The following is a 20,841-nucleotide window of genomic DNA, read 5'->3' on the forward strand; positions in this document are numbered from 1 at the left end:
TGTCGTGAGCGGATCACACCTGCCGACAGACCCCGTGACACTGGCGCGGGATCTGCTGCGCTGTCCGTCCGTGACTCCGGCCGATGGGGGTGCGCAGGCGCTTCTGGCAGGTGTGCTGGAGGGGATGGGCTTTGAGACAGTCCATCTTCCCTTTGGACCCGCAGAGGCCCCTACGCCAAACCTGTACGCACGGCTGGGGACGGGGCATCCCACACTTTGCTTTGCGGGGCATACGGATGTCGTGCCGCCGGGCGAAGGTTGGGCGCATGATCCCTTTGCCGCCGTGGTTCAGGACGGTCGGCTTTATGGACGCGGCATTGCGGACATGAAGGGCGGTGTGGCTTGTTTCGTGGCTGCCGTGGCCCGGCGTCTGGAGCAGGGGCCGCTGAAGGGTTCCATCTCCCTGCTGATTACGGGAGACGAGGAGGGCCCCGCTCATTTCGGGACGAAGCCAGTCATCGAATGGCTGGCTGAACGGGAAGAGCTTCCGGATTTCTGTCTGCTGGGTGAACCCACGAATCCCGAGGCTCTGGGCGATGTCATCAAGATTGGCCGACGCGGCAGCATGAATGCTGTTGTAACCGTTCAGGGCGTTCAGGGGCATGTGGCGTATCCGCATCTGGCGGATAACCCGGTTCATCGTCTTCTGGCAGCGTTTTCCGAACTGACGGCGCGCGAGTTGGACGCGGGCAGCAAATGGTTTGATCCGTCTTCGCTTCAGGTCACGAGCATCGACGTCGGCAATCCCGCGACTAATGTCATTCCGGCACAGGCCATCGGACGGCTGAACATTCGTTTCAATGACCTTCACACGGGGGCTGAACTGACCGCGTGGATCGAGGATGTCGTCCGGCGTCACGCGCCTTCAGCAGAAGTGCAGGTATCCATCAGCGGTGAGGCCTTCCTGACGCAGCCCGGAGAGGCCGTAACGTGTCTGTCGGATGCCGTGCGTCATGTGACGGGTCGTACGCCCCGGCTCGATACCGGCGGCGGCACATCCGATGCGCGTTTCATTTCGCGCTACTGCGCGGTTGCGGAATTCGGTCTCGTAGGGGCGACCATGCACAAACGGGACGAGCATGTGGGACTTGAAACGCTTGAGGATCTGACGCGGATCTATCTGGCGTTCATGGAAGGATACGGGCTGTGAATTCTGGACGGCAGGGGTCGTTTCCTCCCTCCGGGAACATGGCCATTCCGCTGGGCGTGTGGCTGCTGGGGCGCGGGCGTTCCGAAGGCATCAACTGTTTCGCTCCGGGAGCCGGGGCGCTGTTCGCGGCTCTGGCGCCGACAATCGCACTGGCGCTTATTGGCGTGTGGATGGCGTTTATGCTGCCTCCTGCCGAACGGGTCATGGGGTTGGTGAGAGCTGTTGTGCCGCTGGTCTGCACGCTGTTGCAGCTTGTGGTGTCGGAATTTTACGCAGGTTTCCTCAGCCGTAAAGGGCTGTGGACGCGCTATGCGACAGCCTCTTTGTGGTGTGGTTGGTTGCCGCTGGTCATGCTCATCGTGGCGCAGGGCGTGCTGCATCTTGTGATGCCGGGGGCTGCCGCATCCGGTCAGGCGCTGGCTGGCCTCGCCTTCGGGGCGCAGCTTTATACGCTGTGGCTGACCTGGTACGTCACGAAAGTCGGTCTTCTGACCACGGGATGGCAGGCCTTTGTCATGACGCTTCTTCAGACCCTGCCAGTTGTAGCACTGCTCTGGATTCTGTGGCTTCTGCCGCCGCATTACAATGCGATGGTGGACCTGCTTGGGATATCGTTTTAGGTCCTGATGAATGGATTGTCGGGATAGCCGACATCCATCAGGCAAAGCCCCTCGGGCGGGGCCGTTTGCCCTGCCGCGCAGCGGTCTTTCGCTTCCAAAATCTCAATCATTTTTTCGACCGGCCACAGACCCGCGCCGATCATCATCAGGGTTCCGGCCATGTTGCGGACCTGATGATGCAGGAAGGAGCGCGCCTTCGTGTCGATCATGACCAGTTCGCCCTCGCGACGGATGGTCAGAATGTCCAGCGTGCGGACGGGGCTTCTGGCCTGACAGGCGACCGCACGGAAAGATGTGAAATCATGCGGGCCGAGAAGATGGTTCGCGCCCTGCTGCATGAGATCCACATCCAGCGGGCGCTTGATGTGCCACACCCGGTTTTCCATCAGGCCCGGACGGGCAGGGCGGTTGAGGATCGTGTAGCGGTAGCTACGCCATGTGGCGGAGAAACGCGCATTCCACTCCGGCCCGACCTGCGCGGCTTCGAGCACAACCACACGGTGAGGTTTAAGGTGATACCCCATACCGTCGCGGATCTGGCGGCCGTCGATTTGGGCATCATCCGGAAAATCGAGATGGATAACCATACCGGCGGCATGGACGCCCGCATCCGTACGTCCGGCCGTGATGCTGGGCACGGGCCGGTTACGGACCAGTTTGGAGGCGGCGGCTTCGATCAGACTTTGAATGGACGTGCCATCAGTCTGTTTCTGCCATCCCAGATAGCCGGTGCCGTCATATTCAATGCGTAAGGCCCAGCGATTCAGGCCGGAAGGCTCATGATCCTGAGCCTGCGCGTCAGACAAGGCGCGTCCCTTTCGGCACAGGCTGGCCACGCAGGAGGTCGGAGGCGGACATCATGCTGCGTCCCGGTTTTTGCAGGCGGTCGATGCGAATGGCACCGGTGCCACAGGCGATCGTCAGGGCGTCGTCGAGCGTGGTGCCGGGGAGGGCGTTGTGGGCTGCGTCTGGAAGCGGAGTGGCTGTGCCGATTTTCAGGACGACACCGTCAAGCGTCGTAAACGCGCCGGGCCAAGGCGTGAGGCCACGAATCTGGCGGTCGATCTCGGACGCCGTGCGTGTCCAGTCGATACGGCCGTCATCGCGTGTCAGGCGCTCGGCATAGGTCACGCCCTCTGCGGGCTGTGGCACGGGCGTCGGCTGTTCGACAAGCGCACGGATGACCAGGCGGCCGCCGATTTCGGACAAACGATCATGCAGTGTACTGGCGGTATCGGTCGCGCTGATGGGGGTGGCTTCCTCCAGCAGAACCGCGCCGGTGTCGAGGCCCTCATCCATCTGCATAATGGAAACGCCGCTCTGGGTGTCGCCTGCGAGGATGGAGGACTGGATGGGCGAGGCCCCACGCCAGCGCGGCAAAAGGCTCGCATGGATGTTCAGGCACCCCAGACGCGGGGCATCCAGCATTTCCTTGGGTAGAATGAGGCCGTAGGCGGCGACTACGGCGGCGTCAGCATTCAGGGCAGCAAAAGCGGCGTGCTCCGTCGTGTCCCGACGAACGCGCGCGGGTGTCCGCACTTCGATCCCAGCGGCTTCGGCCGCTTCATGAACCGGCGAGCGGCGCAGTGCCTTGCCTCGCCCTGCCGGACGCGGCGGCTGTGTATAGACCGCAACCACGTCGTGCCCTGCTTCGAGCAAAGCGTGCAGCGCCGGGACCGAAAAGTCCGGCGTTCCCATGAAAATCAGCCGCATCGGAAATCAGCGCCTTCCGAGCTTCTGCTCTTTGGCGAGGCGGCGCATGATCATGTTGCGCTTGAGCGTCGAGAGATGATCGACAAACAGGATGCCGTCGAGATGGTCCATCTCATGCTGGATGCAGGTGGCGAGCAGGCCGGATGCATCACGCTCGATCGTCTCTCCCGCGAGGTTGCGGTAGCGCACGCGGATCGATTCGGGGCGGACGACTTCGGCATACTGGTTCGGCAACGAAAGACAGCCTTCTTCGCGAGCTGCCATCTGCTCTGAATCCGTAACGATTTCCGGATTGATCAGCAGCATGGGCTCACGCGGCGCGTCTTCTTCGGCCACGTCCACCAGAGCAAAGCGCATACCAAGACCAACCTGCGGCGCGGCGAGGCCGATGCCGGGGGCTTTGTACATGGCGGAAAACATGCCCGGAAGCTGATCGCGGATGAAGGCGATATCCTCGGGGCGGACGTCGCGGGTGACCTCCCGCAGCACGGGCTGGGGGGCGATCAGGATCGGGGTGGGCGGCACATTGTCGATGCCGGACAGGAAATCGAATTCGCTCATGCCCTGCGATGTAGCGAGCGCGGGCGTCAAATGCCAGTGTAACATGCAGTGCAACATGCCATTAACGTCGGTTTTGTATGTGCCCCGTTGAGAGCAGAGCTTGCATCCGCGGGGGTGGACACCATATCGTAGGGTCAGCCGGTTGCCGCATAATGGGACTGGCTCTGTTTTACGTCTCGCTCATGGAGGAGGCTTTCGCCCTATGTCCGGTCGCCTGTTCACGTCCCCGATGTTCCTCGGTTTCGATCACCTCGAGCAGATGCTTGAGCGTGCAGCCAAATCGACGTCCGACGGGTATCCCCCCTACAATATCGAGCAGCTCAGCTCCACGGCTCTGCGCATAACGCTGGCGGTTGCGGGCTTCGTCATGGACGATCTGCAGATCACGCAGGAAGACAACCAGCTTGTGATCCGTGGGCGTCAGACGGATGACAGTCAGGGGCGCATTTTCCTGCATCGCGGGATTGCGGCGCGGCAGTTCCACAAGGCATTCGTACTGGCAGAAGGCATCGAAATCGGCGGAGCCTGGCTTGATAACGGCCTGCTGCACATCGATCTTCTGCGTCCGGAGCCGGAAGTTCGGGTCAAGCGAATTGCGATTTCGCAAGGGCGGCGAAGCCCGGCCCCCGCGCCGACGGTTCATCACGAAGTGGTCCCACCCGTCGTGAAAACCCGTCGTACGACGCGTCCTGCGCGCGATATCGACGACGAGTAAGACCGGGCGCCCGATCCCATCTTTTACAGACTGAACCCAAGGCCGGGCGGCAGAAGCCTCTGCGGCTCCAAAAGGAACCTGAATTGAACAATCCCTTCGAAAACGGTGATCGTTCGGACGAAAAACTCCCTGCGGATCTGCGCCGCATCACGGGGCCGCAGCTTTTGACGCTGGGTATGTCCCGCCTCGCCTATGTCAGATCCGTCATGCATGACGGCGAAATGCTCGTGGCCATTCACGCCGCCGACGGCACACCGATGGCCGTTGCGGAAGATGAGGAAAGCGCACTCGACGCTATCCTCGAGCATGAAATGATCCCGACGCTTCTTCAGTAACCTCTTTCAGAAGGTCCGCACCCATGAGCAAAAACGCCGATATCTCCCGTCATCTCGAAGAAGAACGTCTTGCAGGCGTCGTCGTCCATAACGGGCTGGCCTATCTGGCCGGTCAGGTCGCGGACGATGCCACGCTCGATACGGAAGGACAGACGGTCGATATCCTGCGCCAGATCGACGCGCTTCTGGCGTCGCTGGGGACGGATAAGAGCCGGATTTTGTCGGTGCAGATCTTCCTGACGGATATCGCGGAAATCGGGGCGATGAACCGGGCCTGGGATGTGTGGCTGGATACCGACAGCAAACCAGCCCGTGCCACGGTTGAAGCAAAATTGGCCGTTCCGGAATGGCGCGTCGAAATGACGGCGATTGCCGCGCTGAAATAAGCGCAGTCAGCGGGGCCGGTTCAGGCAGGGAATAGAAACGCGCGTAATCGCCGGTCCAGTTCTGCGTGTAAGGAAAGATCATGGCCGTCGATGCTCGAAATGGCTGTCAGGGACAACGCATTGACCAGCCACGCCCCCGTCACCGTTTTGAGCTCCTGCGGCAGAAGACGGCCTTCCGTGCAGAAGCCGGCGTCCATCAGCCGGGCGCGGGACGTTCCCGGCAGGGCGCCGTCAGCGATGGGGGGCGTTTGCAAGCATCCCTCCCGCAAAAACAGGACGTTCGCAGCACTGGCTTCTGCAATAGCCCCTGTCGTTCCCAGAAGAAGCGCATCGTCCAGTCCTGCTGCGACGGCTTCCATGCGGCTCATAACGGAGAGCAGACAGGCCAGCGATTTGACGCGCGCCAGTGGAGAAGCCCCGTCTCGCCGGTAGCGGCTGAGACCCAGCCGGACCGGAGCAGGCACGGTCATTATGGAAGCCGTGGCCTGAATGAGAACAGTCGGATGCGACGTAGCGGGGGGCACAAGGCCACGCGGTCCGGTGCCGCGTGTAACTGTCAGGCGTAGCGATCCGTCTGACAGATTCGTGGCGTGCAGTAGGTCGGATATGGCCTGTGCCATAACCGTCCGGTTCGGCGAAGGCAGGCGGAGGATCGCACACCCTTCTTCCAGCCGTGCGAGATGCCGTGCCAGATGAGGCGTTTGTCCGTTAGCAACGCGGATTGTTTCAAACAGACCATCTGCGAGCAGAAAGCCCCGGTCACTCGGGGCAATATGTGCATCTGCAATGTCCAGGAGGCGTCCATTGAGCCAGACTGTAGCGCTCATGCTTCAAACGCCTCCAGGATCGGGGCGACTTTCAGAAGCATTTCCTCATATTCCCACATCGGATCGGACAGCACGGTAATGCCGCCTCCTGCACCGACGGAGACGGTATCGCCCGATCTCGACATGCTGCGGATGATGACGGAACTGTCCATCGCACCATCATTCCCGATACGGAACAGGCTGCCGCAATAGGCCCCACGAGCCGAAGATTCCAGAAGGTCGATAATCTCCATGGCCCGTTTTTTCGGTGCCCCCGTGACGGAACCCGGCGGAAGCGTGGCCTGAAGCAGATCAATGGCGTCCAGCTCGGGTCGAATCTGCCCCTGAACGGCCGAGACCAGATGCAGGACGTGTGGGAACTGCTCAACCTTCGAGAGTTGCGGAACACGGACGGAGCCAATTTGCGAGACACGACCAATGTCGTTTCGCATCAGATCCGTAATCATCAGGTTTTCGGCACGCTCTTTTTCGTCCGCAAGCAGTGTCCGGCTGTTCCGGGCTGTGTCTTCCGGAGTGTGTCCGAGGGAAATGGTGCCTTTGATGGGGCGCGTCTCAATCAGCCCGTCCCGCGAGAGTGAAATGAACCGTTCCACGGAAGCACTGAGCAGCGAAAAATCCGGTGTTTTCAGATACGCTCCGAATGGGGCCGGAGAGGTCTGCCGCAGCGTCTGATAGGCAGCCAGTTCATCGAAATCGCCACTGCAATTCGCACTCCAGCGCATCGTCAGATTGGCCTGAAAAATATCTCCGGCCCGAATGAAATCAATGGTGCTGCGAACAGCCCCCGTCCAGACATTCCGGGACTGTTCAGGTGTAAAGCGCAGGGAAAACGCTGTAGAGCGGACGGCGGGTTGGGTCAGATCAGGTACTGGGTTATCAGTCTGGCTGATCCACCAGCAGCGTTCTGCACGCCGGTCGAAAGCCAGTACGTCCGTAAAGGAGGCCGCCACCAGTCTGGGTGTAGAAGAAACATGACGGGACGGGACGTTTTCAAGCGCCATGCCCGCCTCGTAGCTCACCATCCCGATCACCCCGCCCGTAAAGGGAATGACACCCTCGGTCTCGGGGCAGCGATGCGTGGCAGCCATATCGCGCAGATGCGTCCAGATATCACCCTGTACGGACACACCGTTCCTGCGAAGATCCGCTGCGCTCCAGTCGAGGGTTTCGGCAGGGGAGAGGCAGAGAAAGGACCAGCGCGCGCGCACGTCCGTGTTCGGGCCGCCACTATCGAGAAACGCCGCCCAAGGTTCGGCAGTCATGGCGGAGAGTGCCTGTTCGGGAGGTCTCCAGGGAATTTCAATAATAGACAGTGGGAATATCCTGCTTCGACGTCATGGAGACATGACGCAGGACGCTAGCCACCAAAGCGCAGGATGGGAAGGTTCGGCATTCTGTCCAAATGAGAGCATTGTTCCCGGCAGAATGCCGCCAAAGGCAAAACAGGAATGTGATCAGTCCTGAAGTTCGGCCTGGATTTTCTTGATTTCGGCTTTGAGAGCGTGGATGCGTTCGGGTTCTGACTTTTCAGCCCGTGCAAGGTCACGCTCAACTTCTTTAAGGCGATGTTCGAGCTTCTGCTGGGAGGGAAGTGCGTGAGAATGATCGGCCATGAAATGTAATTCCTTGTCAGGGCATGAAGCGATAAAAATATCGCCGTGAGTTAAACATGGTTTGACATAAAAGGTTTTCAAGATGTCCGGCGCAGCCGCTTGCGCTGGCTGGATTTCGCAATGCCCAGCCCTTCGCGATATTTCGCAACGGTGCGGCGCTGAATGGAGAAGCCTTCTTTTTGCAGAAGGGCCGTCAGGGCATCGTCGGACAGAACATTGTCCCCTTCAGCCGAGACGAGCGCCTGAAGACGATGCTGGATCGCATGGGCGCTCTGGGAGGTTCCGTCTTCGGACGTTAGGGCTGTGGAGAAAAACAGCCTGAGCGGGACGGCGCCCTGTGGGGTGTCGATATATTTGTTGCTGACGATGCGGCTGATGGTGCTTTCATGCAACTCCGTGCGCTCGGCGATGTCGCGCATGGTCAGCGGGCGCAGGGCGCTGGGGCCATTGCGCAGGAAGTCGGCCTGATGCTGCACAATGGCGCGTCCGACTGTGAGCAGGGACTGTTTGCGGCTGTCCAGCGCGCGGATCAGGGCCGTGGCCTCTGCCGCACAGGCAAGGAGCGCCTTACCGGCGCCCGTGCCCCCATTGAGTTGTGCGCGCATCGTGTCATCAAGTCGGAGTTTTGGCAGCAGGCGCGTGTTGAGGGTCAGGCGGAAGCCAGTGCCGTTGGGGCGGACGATCAGATCAGGTTCGATGGGGGGCTCAGGCGGTGGTAGGGTAAGTCCGGGACGCGGATCGAGCGCCTGAATCTCAGCGAGCATCTCCAGCAGATCGTCCTGTTCAAGAGCGCATTTTTCCCGCAGCCTGCGCCAGTCCCGCCGGGCGAGGAGGTCCAGATTGTCGAGCAGAATCTGCATCGCGGGATCGAGGCGATTGCGGACCCGGAGCTGTGCGGCCAGGCATTCTTCAAGCGATCGGGCGAAAAGCCCGACAGGTTCAAAATACATGAGGGTCTGACGGATCGCTTCGAGCCTTGTCGCCTCCATGCGAAGGTCGCCTACAAGATCCGCTACCGAAACGGGAAGGCGGCCGCTTTCATCCAGACTGTCCAGAAGATGCAGCGCCGCATCCTGTTCGTCCGCAGGAAAAGAGAGGCGAATCTGGAGGATCAGATCGTCCCGGGCGGATGGAAGCGGGGCCGCGGCTTCCGGACGATCAGAGGCTGTGGTGAAGCGGTCCGGGTCGTCGTCATGAAACTCTTCCGAAGACGGCGCAGCTTCGGGTGCTGTGTCGCCGTGCTCCAGAATAAGGAGCGGATTGGCTTCGCAAACCTGTCGCAGATGCTGGGCGAGGTCGAGCTGCGTGTATTGCAACAGCGCAATCGCCTGACGTAGCTGGGGCGTCATGACGAGAGACTGCGACTGACGCTGGATCAGGCCCGGGACAAGCATCCCGGCATGTTACAGCGAGAAATTCTCTCCGAGATAGACCCGGCGGACATCTTCATTCGCAACGATGGCTTCGGGCGTGCCTTCCATCAGCACCTGACCGCCATGCATGATATAGGCGCGGTCGATGACCTCGAGCGTTTCGCGGACGTTATGGTCTGTAATCAGCACGCCGATGCCACGATCTTTCAGATGCGAAACGAGATCGCGGATTTCACCGACGGCGATCGGATCAATACCGGCGAGCGGTTCGTCGAGCAGGATGTAGTTCGGCTGACTGGCCAGCGCCCGGGCGATTTCCAGACGACGGCGCTCACCACCCGAAAGGGCCAGCGACGGAGAGCGGCGAAGATGGGTGATGCCAAACTCGGCCAGAAGGCCGTTGAGCATCAGGTCGCGCTTTTCCGGGTCAGGTTCGACGACCTCAAGAGCAGCCATGATGTTCTGCTCGACATTCAGGCCACGGAAAATGCTGGCTTCCTGCGGGAGGTAGCCGACGCCGAGGCGTGCGCGGCGATACATCGGAAGCTGCGTGATGTCCGCGCCATCCAGAGTGATGGTGCCGGTATCAGGCTGAACGAGGCCGACGATCATGTAAAAGCTGGTCGTCTTGCCCGCACCGTTCGGGCCGAGGAGGCCAACCGCTTCGCCGCGCTGCACCTGAAGCGAGACGTTTTTGACGACGGCGCGCTTCTTGTAGGACTTGCCGATGCCACTTGCGACCAGACCGGTTGCGGGCGGCTGAGAGGGGATATGGCTGTCTGTCACTTGGGTGCCTGGCTGCTGTTGGCCTCGTTTGGCACGACGAGTCCCTGAATGGGGGAATCCGTGCCCGGCAGCATGGTTGCGATGCCGGTCTTCATGTTCACGATGGCCTGCGCGCCATTGTTCTGGTTCTGCCCCTGCGTGACATGCACATGGCCGATCAGGCGGGCGATCTGGGTATCGAAAACATAGACGCCACGATCGCCCGTGGCGGTCTGGGTCGGTGTCCGCAGGATGACATGCCCCCAGCCATAGGCCCGATCGAGCTTCGAGGAGCCGCCGCCCATCGGATTGGACGAATCTGCGGCTGCCTGTTCCGGTTTTGCAGACTGTGCCGGAGCAGGCGCGTCGTTGGGTTTGCTGAACGAGACGAGCACGTCTGCCTTGACCTGCTTGCCGTCATTGGTCGTGACGGTCGCATCGCCCCGGCCAACCGACATGCGCGTCTTGGAATGATATTCCATGACGTCGCGGGCCGTCAGAACGTCCTGCGGTGTGGTCAGCTTCAGGTGCTTGCCAGTCATGACCATGACGCCCTGATCCATGTCGTACAGCGCACGATCGCCCCAGCCCTGATCGGTCTGGTTGTAGATATGGACGTTGCCGCGCGCTTCGATCCGGTACAATTCGAGGGAGCCGCCCATCGGATCGTTGCTGCTGGCGCTTTTGCCGTCGGCCGGTGTCGGCGCAGGTGCGGGCTGTCCGGGAACAGGCGCTTTCTTGCGCAGATACCCGATCAGTGTGTCCGCATCGACCGTCGTATCCCCGCGTACGGCTCGGGCTCCACCCGTGAGCGTCACGGTCTGGGCATTGCGGTCGTAGACTTCTTCCTTTTTCCAGAAAAGCTGCACGGCTTCACCGTGGGACATGTCCAGCCCGTCCGCATAGGCAGGAGCGGAAGGGAGAGCCAAAGGAAGGGCGATCAGGAAGGGAAGGAAGGCTGCGGAACGGCGGGTCATTTCTCTGTCTTCAGTCCTTGCAGGTGCAGGCGGGCCGCCGCACTCGGAGGGCCGTTGTCATCGTTGCGGACCGTCAGTCCGGGTCCCGTAAACTGCATGATACCCGCATGCTGGTCCAGAAAATAGCCTTGGGCATCCTGCGTGCCGAACGGACCTTCTGCATGGACCCAGTCCCGCGAGGCGATGACGTCCGCCTTAAGGTCCAGATCTGCGGAAGGGCCATTCAGGAGAAAGCCGTCATCGCGGTAGAGCACGACGTTGTCGTCGAGATCGAGCGTCTGTTCGTGCTGCATATAGACGCCACGATCAGCCTTGATATGTGCCCACGAATTCCCCGAAAGCTGGATGTCGGCAACCGGCTCAACAAGGTCCACGCGATCCGGGCCCTGCTGGTGGGTGGTGCGGGCTGTAATCATGTAAAGATGGTCGTGGGCGTCGAGACCGCGATAGGTGGCCTGTTCCATGTTGCCGCTTTCCACGCGCAGGCGGGCCATTTCCTTCAGGGCGGCGCGGTTCTGGTTCATGAGATGGGAAATCTCGGGCCAGGCCGCGATGGAACTGAGGAGGACGAGAGCCAGCCCCGGCAGTGCCCATTTGGCGAATCCCAGAAGCGAGCGGCGTCGGGCGAGTTCCTGAGCATTGGGGGCCTGACGGATCCGCTGGAAGGCAGCGCGGCGCAGATTATCGAGACGGGCGAGACTCTCTGTCCGGTTGGGGTCGAAATCTTCCCGGCGGATGCGGTGCTCGCCATTATCGGGCGTGGGGTCGCTCATGACAGTCCGCTTCGCAGGAGGTCGTGAATATGAACGATTCCCGCAGGGCGGTGTGCCGTGTCCACGATGAAGAGGCTCGTGATGGGGCGTTCGCGCTGATTCATAAGATGCAGCACGTCCTGTGCCAGCGTGTCGGCACTTGCCGTAACGGGGGCGGGGTTCATGACGTCCGCGGCCGTGGTCGCATCGAGGTCGCCGGAGAGGGCGCGGCGCAGATCGGCGTCTGTGATGAGGCCCTGAAGTTCACCATTGTCATTAATGACACCCATGCACCCGAATGACTTGCGTGTCATCTCGAGAATGACGGAGCGGAGCGGGAGGCTGCCCTGTCCGAGAGGCAGGGCATCGCCGGTATGCATGAGGTCGCTGATCGGGCGCAGACGGGCCCCGAGAAGGCCGCCAGGGTGAAAAGCGCCGAAATCGCGGGCGGTGAAACCGCGCTTTTCCAATAGTGCGATGGCGAGCGCGTCGCCCAGAGCCAGTTGCAGCAGGGTGCTCGTCGTTGGCGCTAAGCCCATCGGGCAGGCTTCTGCGCTGGTGGGCAGGACCAGTGGGATCTGTGCGGCACGGGCGAGGGCGGAGGTGCCGACGGCGGTAACGGCGATCACGCAGTGATTCTGTCGCGCGGCATAGGCCAGAATCGCGGCAAGTTCTGCGGTTTCGCCCGAATTGGAGAAAGCGAGGATCAGATCGCCGGGCGCCACCATCCCAAGGTCGCCATGTGCGGCTTCAGCGGGGTGCAGAAACAACGACGGTGTGCCGGTAGAGGCGAGGGTTGCCTGAATTTTGCGGGCGATATGACCGGATTTCCCGATTCCGGTAACGATCAGACGCGCGCGACTTTCGGCGATGCGGTCAACGGCTTCGCTGAACGAAACTCCGAGCGGACCGGAGAGGGCCTGTTCGAGCGCTTCCAGTCCTTTGCGTTCGATGGAGACGGTTTGGAGGGCCGATTCCAGAGCGGTGTGGGAAAAACCGGGCGACGGGCGGTGCATGATCAGTCGGGCCGCGCTTCAGGCGCGATGCGAGAAAATGTCGGACTCGTCGTAGCCCAGCAGGTCGAGGCGGCAGCGGGCCGGAAGGAAATCGTAGCAGGATTGCGCGAGGTCGCGGCGGTTTTCACGGATCAGCATGGCTTCGAGCTTATCCCACAATGCGTGAAGATACAGCACGTCCGATGCGGCATAGCGAAGCTGATCGGGGGTGAGGGTTTCCGCACCCCAGTCCGAGCTCTGCTGGTGTTTGGAAATTTCAACCCCAAGAAGGTCCCGACACAGATAGGCCAAGCCATGACGGTCCGTGAACGTATAGACCAGCCGGGCGGCGATTTTGGTGCAGATGACAGAGGGGATCGTAATATTGAAGGCGTTCTGCAGGACTGCGACGTCAAAGCGTGCGAAATGCATCAGCTTGGTGACAGAATCGTCTGTCAGAAGCGCTTTAAGATTAGGGCAATCATAGCCGCGGCCGCCCATGGAAACCGGTTTGATCTGCACGAGATGGGCTTCGCCATCACCGGCGGAAAGCTGGACGAGGCAGAGGCGATCACGATGGGGATTGAGACCCATGGTCTCGGTATCGATGGCAACGACAGGACCAAGATCAAAGTCATCCGGCAGATCGCCGTCATGAAGATGGATGGCGGTCTGCGAACTCATTTGTCGTCACCAAATTTTTTTAATCACCAGAGGATCGAGGCGATTTATCGCCTGATCGTCTGTGGTGCCCAGAAGAAGACTCGAACTTCCACGTCCTTTCGGACACAGGTACCTGAAACCTGCGCGTCTACCAATTCCGCCATCTGGGCTCAGAAAGCACCGGAGTTTTTTCAGTTTCCTGAAGCATCCCGGCTCGGTGAAGAGGCGTTTACCCCTGCACGTGTGGGGCGTCAACAGCCAAACTGAAAGAAAAATGCAAATGCGTAGAAATTTTTCCGTGGACGGGACCGGCGGTGGAGCTGCGGCAGACGTTGGAGGGGGGCGCAGCCCAAGAGTTGTGGCGGTTCTGGGAGGAGGAGGCTTTGTCGGGCGCGAGCTCGTTGGCCGGCTCGTGGCTTTGGGGCATGTCGTCCGGGTGGGGAGCCGAAACCCGGACGACGATCAGGGGCTGGCGCGGTTTCCGGGTGACGGGCGTGTGGAGTTCATCAAGGCATCCGTGAATGACGCGGCTGCGCTGGAGCGTGTGTTTGCCGGGGCAGATGTGGGGATCAATCTGGTGTCCATCATGTCGCCGGACGTGCGGGCAATGCATCGGGTCAATGTGGAAGGCGCACGGCTGGCGGCGCTTGTGGCGCGGCGTGAGGGCGTGAGGCAGTACCTGCATATGTCGGCTATTGGCGCGTCTCTGGCGTCGCCGGGGAATTACGGGCGCAGCAAGGGGGCGGCTGAGCATGTGGTGCGGGAGGTCTTTCCCGAGGCAGTGTTGCTGCGGCCTTCGGTGATTTTCGGTCCGCAGGACAGTTTCTTCAACATGTTCGCGCTGATTGCGAAGCTCTTGCCTGTTCTGCCGGTGTTTGCGCCAAAGACGCTGTTTCAGCCGGTCTATGTAGGAGATGTGGCACGGGCGATCGTCACACTGGTGGAGCCGGGGCACGAAGGCCTGACTGTTGAAGCTGGCGGGCCGGATGTTTTGAGCATGAAGGACTTAATGGTGTTTGTTTTGGAGGCGTCGGGGCGTCGCAGGCTTCTGGTGTCTGTGCCGGGGTGGGTTGCGAGGCTGGAAGCCGATATCCTTGAATCGCTGCCGGGACATCTGCTGACGCGTGATCAGGTTGCGATGATGGGCGTGGACAATGTGGTGCAGCAGGGAGCGGTTGATCTTCAGACGCTCGGGATCAGACCTGCAGCAATGCGGAGTATCGTTCCGGACTATCTGAGGGGGAGCGTTTGTGAGAGCTGGCGGCGGTTCCGGAGGTGATTGGTCCGATACGGACCTTAAAATCTGTGTGAAAAATAGCTCATGCGATGAGAAGATGGGTCATTTCGCATGAAAGGTCAGCATTGCTGACTGTTATTGGATAAAGTGACGGAATAGCTGCATTCTTACTCGCATGTTTGCAGGAGACACGACGCATGGCCGAACGGATGTTGCAGTTCGTCACCCACCCCCAGGTGCTTCCCGAGAAGCGCGACGCGGCCGAACGCCGCCAGGATTTCGGGGAGATTTACCGTGGGTTCGCGCGCAGCCGGGCGGAAGAGCAGGCGTCGCGGTGTTCCCAGTGCGGCATCCCGTTCTGCTCCGTGCATTGTCCGTTAGGGAACAACATTCCCGACTGGCTGAAGCTGACGGCTGAGGACCGGCTTGAGGAAGCGTATGAAATGTCGTCCGCGACGAATACGTTTCCGGAAATCTGCGGGCGTATCTGTCCGCAGGATCGCCTGTGCGAAGGCAATTGCGTCATCAACAAAGGCTTTGAGAGCGTCACCATTGGCGCTGTCGAGCGGTTCATTACCGAAAATGCGTTTGAGCAGGGCTGGGTGAAGCCCGCACTTCCGGACCGGGAACTGGGGAGAAGTGTCGGGATCGTTGGTTCCGGCCCGGCAGGACTGGCCTGTGCGGAACGGCTGCGGGCACAGGGTTACGAGGTTCATGTCTATGAACGTCAGGACCGTGTGGGCGGACTCATGACCTACGGCATTCCGAGCTTCAAGCTGGAAAAGCACGTAATGGCGCGCCGTCACGCGCTGCTGGAAGAGCAGGGGATTGTGTTCCATCTCTCCACGCCGGTTGGCTCGGGTGCAGGTGAGACGTCTCTTGAGGATCTGCGGGCGCGGCATGATGCGGTGTTTCTGGCAACAGGTGTGTACCGCTCGCGCGACGTGAAGGTGCCGGGGGCCGGGCTTGAGGGTGTTGTCGATGCGATCGACTTCCTGACGGCGTCCAACCGTCGCGGTTACGATGAAGATCCGGGCGAGGATGCAGCGCTTCACGCGAAGGGGCGTCGGGTCGTGGTCATTGGCGGTGGTGACACGGCCATGGACTGCGTGCGTACGTCGATCCGTCAGGGTGCCGAGCGTGTGACCTGCGTTTACCGTCGGGACCGGGCGAACATGCCGGGGTCACGGCAGGAAGTTTATAACGCCGAGGAAGAAGGCGCGCAGTTCGAATGGCTGGGCTCGCCGGAAGCGTTCCTTGGAGACGGCAGCGTGTCGGGCGTGCGCGTGTTGAAGATGCGGCTTGGGTCTCCGGATGCGTCGGGCCGTCGGTCCATCGAGGGCACGGGGCAGCATGACGTGATCAAGGGCGATCTGGTCATCAAGGCTCTGGGCTTCGATCCCGAGGATCTGCCGGAACAGTTTGCCGCTCCCGATCTGGCCGTGACGCGCTGGGGCACGCTGACGGTGCCGCCGGGGGGCTTTGAGACGAGCCTGCCGGGTGTGTTTGCCGGGGGCGATATCGTGCGCGGCGCAAGCCTTGTTGTCTGGGCGATCAAGGATGGCCGGGACGCAGCCGATGCGATCCATCATCATCTGACTGAAACAGTGACCGGTTCTCTGGAGGCCGCGGAATGACACACAATAACGATTTCATCCGCGAGTATGCTGAGAACGTCGAACGCCTGAAGGGGCTGTATGACCCGTCGCAGGAGCGCGATTCCTGCGGTGTGGGTCTGGTTGCATCGCTGGATGGCAAGCCGTCGCGCAGCGTGGTGCTGGCGAGCATCGAGGCGCTGGGCAATATCTGGCATCGCGGCGCGGTCGACGCAGATGGCAAGACTGGCGATGGCGCAGGCATTCATGTGGAAATCCCGCAGGATTTCTTTGCCGAGGCGATCCATAACGGTTCCAGCGACGATACAATCGATGGGCGCATTGCGGTCGGCATGGTGTTCCTGCCCAAGACCGATCTGGGCTCGCAGGAGCGGGGCCGTCAGATCATCGAGACGGAAATCCTGAATTTCGGTTACGGGATCTATGGCTGGCGTCAGGTGCCGATCGATACGGCGTGCATTGGCGAAAAGGCCAACCAGACGCGGCCGGAGATCGAACAGATCATGATCCGCAACCGGCTCGGCCGGTCCGAGGACGAGTTCGAGCGCGACCTGTATGTGCTGCGTCGGCGGATCGAGAAGCAGGCGACGGCGCAGCAGGTTGATCTGTATGTGTGTTCGATGTCCTGCCGCTCGGTGATCTACAAGGGCATGTTCCTTGCGGAGAACCTGACGGATTTTTATCCGGATCTGCTGGATGAGCGGTTCGTCTCGCGGTTTGCGATCTACCATCAGCGGTATTCGACCAACACATTCCCGACCTGGAAGCTCGCCCAGCCGTTCCGCAAGGTGGCGCATAACGGCGAGATCAACACGATTTCGGGCAATACAAACTGGATGCGCTCGCATGAAACGCGGCTCGCCCATCCGGATCTGGACCCATACATGGCGGATTTGAAGCCTGTTGTGCAGGCTGCGGGTTCGGATACGGCGGTTCTGGACAATGTGTTCGAACTGCTGACCTTCGCCGGGCGGGATGCGCCGATGGCGAAGACGATGCTGGTGCCGGCCTCTGGCGGTGCGAACTCGGCGATGTCCGACGCGGCGCGCGCGCTGTTCCGGTACTGCAATGCCGTGATCGAGCCGTGGGATGGCCCGGCGGCTTTGTGTGCGACGGATGGGCGCTGGGTCGTGGCCGGGCTGGATCGTGCCGGGCTACGGCCGCTGCGTTACAGCATCACGCAAGATGGTCTGCTGATCGTCGGGTCCGAGACCGGAATGGTTCGGGTGCCGGATGCGCGCGTCAAAAGCCGTGGGCGGCTTGGTCCGGGGCAGACGCTGGCGCTGGATCTGAAAGAGGGGCGGCTTTACCAGTCCGAAGAACTGCTGGAGATGCTGGCTTCGCGTCAGGACTTTCAGGGCTGGGTGAAGCGCATCCGTGATATCGAGCCGATCGTGCGCGATGTGGTTGAGCCCGAGGCGCTGGACCCGGATGTGCTGCGGCGGCATCAGGTGGCGGTCAGTCTGACGCATGAGGAGCTGGAGACGATCCTGCACCCGATGGTGGAGACGGCGGCTGAGGCTCTGGGCTCCATGGGAGACGATACGCCGCTTCAGGTTCTGTCGCAGATCTATCGCGGGCTGGCGCATTATTTCCGTCAGGGGTTCAGTCAGGTTACGAATCCGCCGATCGATTCCCTGCGTGAGACGCGGGTGATGAGCCTGATCACGCGGCTGGGTAATCTGGGGAATATTCTCGATCAGGCGCCGGAGCAGTGCGACCTGTTGCAGCTGCCGAGCCCTGTTCTGACGATTGGTGAGTTCGATGAGCTGCGGAAGGTCTGCGGCGAGAACGCGGGCGTCATCGACTGCACCTTCCCGGCCGAAGAGGGCGAGGAAGGGCTGCGGGCGGCGATTGCGTCCATTCGGGCGCAGGCGGAGGATCATGTTCGTGGCGGGTGCACGCATCTGTTCCTGACGGATGACAACACGGACGCGACGCGTGTTGCGATTCCGATGATCCTTGCCACCGCAGCCGTGCATATTCATCTGGTGCGCAACTCGCTGCGGACGTTCACGTCGCTGAACGTGCGGACGTCCGGGGCGATCGACGTTCATGCGATTGCTGTGACGATCGGCGTTGGTGCCACGACAGTGAACCCGGCTCTGGCGCAGTATTGCGTGGCGGACCGGCTGCGGCGCGAGCTGTTCGGCAAGATGTCGCTGCGTGAGGCAATGGAGCGCTATCGCAAGGCCGTGGATAAGGGTCTGCTCAAGATCATGTCCAAGTCGGGCATTTCGATCATTTCGGCCTATCGCGGCGGGTATAATTTCGAGGCGATTGGACTGTCCCGTGCGCTGGTGGCCGAGTTCTTCCCGGGTATGCCCTCGCGGATTTCGGGGATCGGTCTGCCGGGAATCGCACGCAACATCCTTGGCGCACATGCGGCCGCGTGGAACCGGAAGGTCGAAGCACTGCCTGTCGGTGGGCGTTACAAGCTGCGGCGTCAGGGTGAGACGCATGCGTTCTCTGGCCAGCTCGTGCACATGCTCCAGAGCGCAGTGACGGCGAACAGCTTCACGCTATACCGACGTTATGCGGATGCGGTGCGTCAAATGCCGCCGGTGGCGCTGCGTGATCTGCTGGATTTCAAGCCGCTTCATGCCCCGGTTCCGGTGGATGAGGTCGAGAGCATCACGCAGATCCGTCGCCGTCTGGTGGCACCGGGAATTTCGCTGGGTGCGCTCAGCCCCGAGGCGCATGAGACGCTGGCGATTGCCATGAACCGGATCGGCGCGAAGTCCGATTCCGGTGAGGGTGGCGAGGATGCCGAACGCTCAAAGCCGCGTCCGAACGGAGACAATGCGTCTTCGGCCATCAAGCAGGTGGCGTCCGGACGTTTTGGCGTGACCGCGCAGTATCTGAACGACTGCCGCGAGATCGAGATCAAGATGGCGCAGGGCGCAAAGCCCGGCGAGGGCGGCCAGCTTCCGGGCTTTAAGGTCACGGAACTGATCGGGCGTCTGCGTCATGCGACGCCGGGGGTCACGCTGATTTCGCCGCCGCCACATCACGACATCTATTCGATCGAGGATCTGGCGCAGCTCATTTACGATCTCAAGCAGATCAACCCGACGGCGACCGTCACGGTCAAGCTGGTGGCACGGACGGGCATTGGTACGATTGCGGCCGGTGTGGCGAAAGCCAAGGCAGATGCGATCCTGATTTCCGGCCATTCGGGCGGGACGGGTGCGAGCCCGCAGTCTTCGATCCATTATGCGGGTCTGCCGTGGGAAATGGGGCTGTCGGAGGCACATCAGGTGCTGATGCTGAACCGGCTGCGTCATCGTCTGGTGCTGCGGACGGATGGCGGCATCAAGACAGGACGCGACGTTGTCATGGCGGCGATGCTGGGTGCCGAAGAATTCGGTATCGGCACGGCGGCACTGGTGGCGATGGGCTGTATCATGGTGCGCCAGTGCCACTCCAACACCTGCCCGGTGGGTGTGTGTGTGCAGGATGAAAAGCTGCGGGAGAAGTTCGGGGGATCGCCTGAGAAGGTCATCAACCTGTTCACGCTGATTGCGGAAGACATCCGGCATATTCTTGCGGATCTGGGTGTGCGGTCGCTTGAAGAGGTGATCGGGCGGACGGACATGCTGCGTCAGGTGTCGCGTGGTGCGGATTATCTGGACGATCTGGATCTGAACTCGCTACTGGTTCAGGCGGATCCGGGCGAGCATGCGCGTTTCTGCACCCGTGAGGGACGCAACGAAGTGCCCGAGACGCTGGACGGGCAGATCATCCCGGATGCGACGGCGCTGTTCGAGCGTCGGGAGAAGCTGCATCTGCACTACACGGTGCAGAACACCCATCGTGCAATCGGCACGCGGGTTTCGGGGCTGATTACGCGCAAATTCGGTATGAAAGAGCTTCCGGAAGGCCAGCTTACACTGTCGCTTCGCGGGTCTGCCGGGCAGTCTCTGGGTGCGTTCGGTGTGCAGGGCCTCAAGATCGAGGTCGAGGGCGATGCCAACGACTATGTCGGCAAGGGGCTTTCGGGCGCGACGATCGTTGTCCGCAAGTCACCGGCGGCGCAGTGGGCGTCCGAGCAGAGCGCGATCATCGGAAACACGGTGCTGTACGGGGCGACGTCAGGCACGCTGTTTGCAGCCGGACAGGCGGGTGAGCGTTTTGCGGTCCGAAACTCGGGGGCGACGGCAGTGGTTGAGGGCTGTGGCTCGAATGCCTGCGAATACATGACCGGCGGCACGGTCGTGATCCTTGGAGAGACAGGCGACAATTTCGGCGCCGGTTTCACGGGGGGTATGGCTTATGTGCTGGACGTGAAGGGACGGTTCGAGGCGCAGATCAATCCGGATACTGTCATGTGGAGCCGCGTGCAGGCAGGCAGCCGTTGGGATCAGGAACTGCGCGCGCTTGTGGAACGGCATGTTGCGGAGACGGGCAGCACCTATGCCGAGGATCTGCTGCATTGCTGGGAGCGGACGCTGGAGCGGTTCTGGCATATCGTGCCGCGCGATTATGCGCGGATCATCGGCTATGTTCAGGAAGATCTGTCGCAGCTTTCGGCCTGAAGAAG

Annotated in this window: 20 protein-coding genes and 1 tRNA gene; 8 read left to right on the plus strand and 13 right to left on the minus strand. The window is 61.2% G+C overall.

Annotated elements, in window-relative coordinates; all coding sequences use genetic code 11:
- The first annotated feature begins 4 nt into the window (after positions 1-4).
- A complete protein-coding gene (gene dapE / locus HKD21_RS04365; protein ID WP_194254370.1) occupies positions 5-1,150 on the plus strand; it encodes a succinyl-diaminopimelate desuccinylase in 1,146 nt (381 codons plus the stop codon).
- A 38-nt stretch (positions 1,151-1,188) separates the two neighbouring features.
- A complete protein-coding gene (locus HKD21_RS04370; RefSeq protein ID WP_194254371.1) occupies positions 1,189-1,770 on the plus strand; it encodes a hypothetical protein in 582 nt (193 codons plus the stop codon).
- Here the strand turns inward: HKD21_RS04370 and truA are convergent.
- Genes truA through def form a run of 3 tightly spaced genes read right to left on the minus strand, consistent with a single transcriptional unit; the run spans position 1,767 to position 4,044 of the window.
- Positions 1,767-2,576: a tRNA pseudouridine(38-40) synthase TruA gene (truA, locus tag HKD21_RS04375; protein WP_194254372.1), complete on the minus strand. Its 810-nt coding sequence runs from the start codon at positions 2,574-2,576 to the stop codon at positions 1,767-1,769. The two genes, HKD21_RS04370 and truA, sit on opposite strands and share 4 nt — an antisense overlap.
- Positions 2,569-3,483, minus strand: coding sequence for a methionyl-tRNA formyltransferase (fmt, locus tag HKD21_RS04380; protein WP_194254373.1), 915 nt, complete (start codon positions 3,481-3,483; stop codon positions 2,569-2,571). The genes truA and fmt overlap by 8 nt, the downstream gene beginning before the upstream one ends.
- A gap of 6 nt (positions 3,484-3,489) precedes the next feature.
- Entirely contained in the window at positions 3,490-4,044 is a 555-nt protein-coding gene (def, locus tag HKD21_RS04385) for a peptide deformylase (protein WP_194254374.1), read from the minus strand.
- A 202-nt stretch (positions 4,045-4,246) separates the two neighbouring features.
- Here def and HKD21_RS04390 point away from each other — a divergent pair, with 202 nt between their 5' ends.
- From HKD21_RS04390 to HKD21_RS04400, 3 genes are all read left to right on the plus strand, one after another.
- Positions 4,247-4,759, plus strand: a complete 513-nt coding sequence (locus HKD21_RS04390; RefSeq protein ID WP_077802432.1) for an Hsp20 family protein — start codon at positions 4,247-4,249, stop codon at positions 4,757-4,759.
- 83 nt (positions 4,760-4,842) lie between these two features.
- Complete coding sequence (locus HKD21_RS04395; RefSeq protein ID WP_194254375.1) at positions 4,843-5,094, plus strand: DUF1150 family protein; 252 nt, start codon at positions 4,843-4,845, stop codon at positions 5,092-5,094.
- 23 nt (positions 5,095-5,117) lie between these two features.
- Positions 5,118-5,480: a RidA family protein gene (locus HKD21_RS04400; RefSeq protein WP_194254376.1), complete on the plus strand. Its 363-nt coding sequence runs from the start codon at positions 5,118-5,120 to the stop codon at positions 5,478-5,480.
- A gap of 20 nt (positions 5,481-5,500) precedes the next feature.
- On the opposite strand, the gene HKD21_RS04405 is transcribed toward HKD21_RS04400, so the two are convergent.
- The 10 genes from HKD21_RS04405 to HKD21_RS04450 all read right to left on the minus strand — a co-directional run bounded on the left by HKD21_RS04405 (position 5,501) and on the right by HKD21_RS04450 (position 13,615).
- A complete protein-coding gene (locus tag HKD21_RS04405; RefSeq protein WP_194254377.1) occupies positions 5,501-6,307 on the minus strand; it encodes an aminotransferase class IV in 807 nt (268 codons plus the stop codon).
- Positions 6,304-7,629: an anthranilate synthase component I family protein gene (locus HKD21_RS04410; RefSeq protein ID WP_322782905.1), complete on the minus strand. Its 1,326-nt coding sequence runs from the start codon at positions 7,627-7,629 to the stop codon at positions 6,304-6,306. The genes HKD21_RS04405 and HKD21_RS04410 overlap by 4 nt, the downstream gene beginning before the upstream one ends.
- A gap of 132 nt (positions 7,630-7,761) precedes the next feature.
- Positions 7,762-7,920 (minus strand): hypothetical protein, encoded by a 159-nt coding sequence (locus HKD21_RS04415; protein ID WP_194254379.1) that lies wholly within the window; start codon positions 7,918-7,920, stop codon positions 7,762-7,764.
- A 77-nt stretch (positions 7,921-7,997) separates the two neighbouring features.
- Positions 7,998-9,314: an RNA polymerase factor sigma-54 gene (gene rpoN, locus HKD21_RS04420; RefSeq protein ID WP_194254380.1), complete on the minus strand. Its 1,317-nt coding sequence runs from the start codon at positions 9,312-9,314 to the stop codon at positions 7,998-8,000.
- A gap of 9 nt (positions 9,315-9,323) precedes the next feature.
- Complete coding sequence (lptB, locus tag HKD21_RS04425; protein ID WP_062033450.1) at positions 9,324-10,079, minus strand: LPS export ABC transporter ATP-binding protein; 756 nt, start codon at positions 10,077-10,079, stop codon at positions 9,324-9,326.
- Positions 10,076-11,035: an LptA/OstA family protein gene (locus HKD21_RS04430; RefSeq protein WP_194254381.1), complete on the minus strand. Its 960-nt coding sequence runs from the start codon at positions 11,033-11,035 to the stop codon at positions 10,076-10,078. The genes lptB and HKD21_RS04430 overlap by 4 nt, the downstream gene beginning before the upstream one ends.
- Positions 11,032-11,808: an LPS export ABC transporter periplasmic protein LptC gene (lptC, locus tag HKD21_RS04435; protein WP_194254382.1), complete on the minus strand. Its 777-nt coding sequence runs from the start codon at positions 11,806-11,808 to the stop codon at positions 11,032-11,034. The genes HKD21_RS04430 and lptC overlap by 4 nt, the downstream gene beginning before the upstream one ends.
- Positions 11,805-12,803 carry a KpsF/GutQ family sugar-phosphate isomerase gene (locus HKD21_RS04440; protein WP_194254383.1) on the minus strand — a complete coding sequence of 333 codons (999 nt, stop codon included), beginning with the start codon at positions 12,801-12,803 and terminating at the stop codon, positions 11,805-11,807. The genes lptC and HKD21_RS04440 overlap by 4 nt, the downstream gene beginning before the upstream one ends.
- An 18-nt stretch (positions 12,804-12,821) precedes the next feature.
- Positions 12,822-13,466 carry a ribonuclease D gene (locus HKD21_RS04445; protein WP_194254384.1) on the minus strand — a complete coding sequence of 215 codons (645 nt, stop codon included), beginning with the start codon at positions 13,464-13,466 and terminating at the stop codon, positions 12,822-12,824.
- Positions 13,467-13,528: 62 nt separating this feature from the next.
- Positions 13,529-13,615 (minus strand) — tRNA-Leu (locus HKD21_RS04450).
- A 110-nt stretch (positions 13,616-13,725) separates the two neighbouring features.
- On the opposite strand from HKD21_RS04450, the gene HKD21_RS04455 reads away from it, so the two are divergent.
- The 3 genes from HKD21_RS04455 to gltB all read left to right on the plus strand — a co-directional run bounded on the left by HKD21_RS04455 (position 13,726) and on the right by gltB (position 20,836).
- A complete protein-coding gene (locus tag HKD21_RS04455) occupies positions 13,726-14,724 on the plus strand; it encodes a complex I NDUFA9 subunit family protein (RefSeq protein WP_194254385.1) in 999 nt (332 codons plus the stop codon).
- Between the two features lie 155 nt (positions 14,725-14,879).
- Positions 14,880-16,319 (plus strand): NAD(P)-dependent oxidoreductase, encoded by a 1,440-nt coding sequence (locus HKD21_RS04460; RefSeq protein WP_194254386.1) that lies wholly within the window; start codon positions 14,880-14,882, stop codon positions 16,317-16,319.
- Positions 16,316-20,836, plus strand: coding sequence for a glutamate synthase large subunit (gene gltB / locus HKD21_RS04465; protein ID WP_194254387.1), 4,521 nt, complete (start codon positions 16,316-16,318; stop codon positions 20,834-20,836). Before HKD21_RS04460 ends, gltB begins: the two co-directional genes overlap by 4 nt.
- Positions 20,837-20,841: the final 5 nt, after the last annotated feature.

Origin of the sequence: Gluconobacter cerevisiae, from assembly GCF_015244675.1 — a bacterium.
Taxonomy (GTDB): Bacteria; Pseudomonadota; Alphaproteobacteria; order Acetobacterales; family Acetobacteraceae; genus Gluconobacter; species Gluconobacter cerevisiae.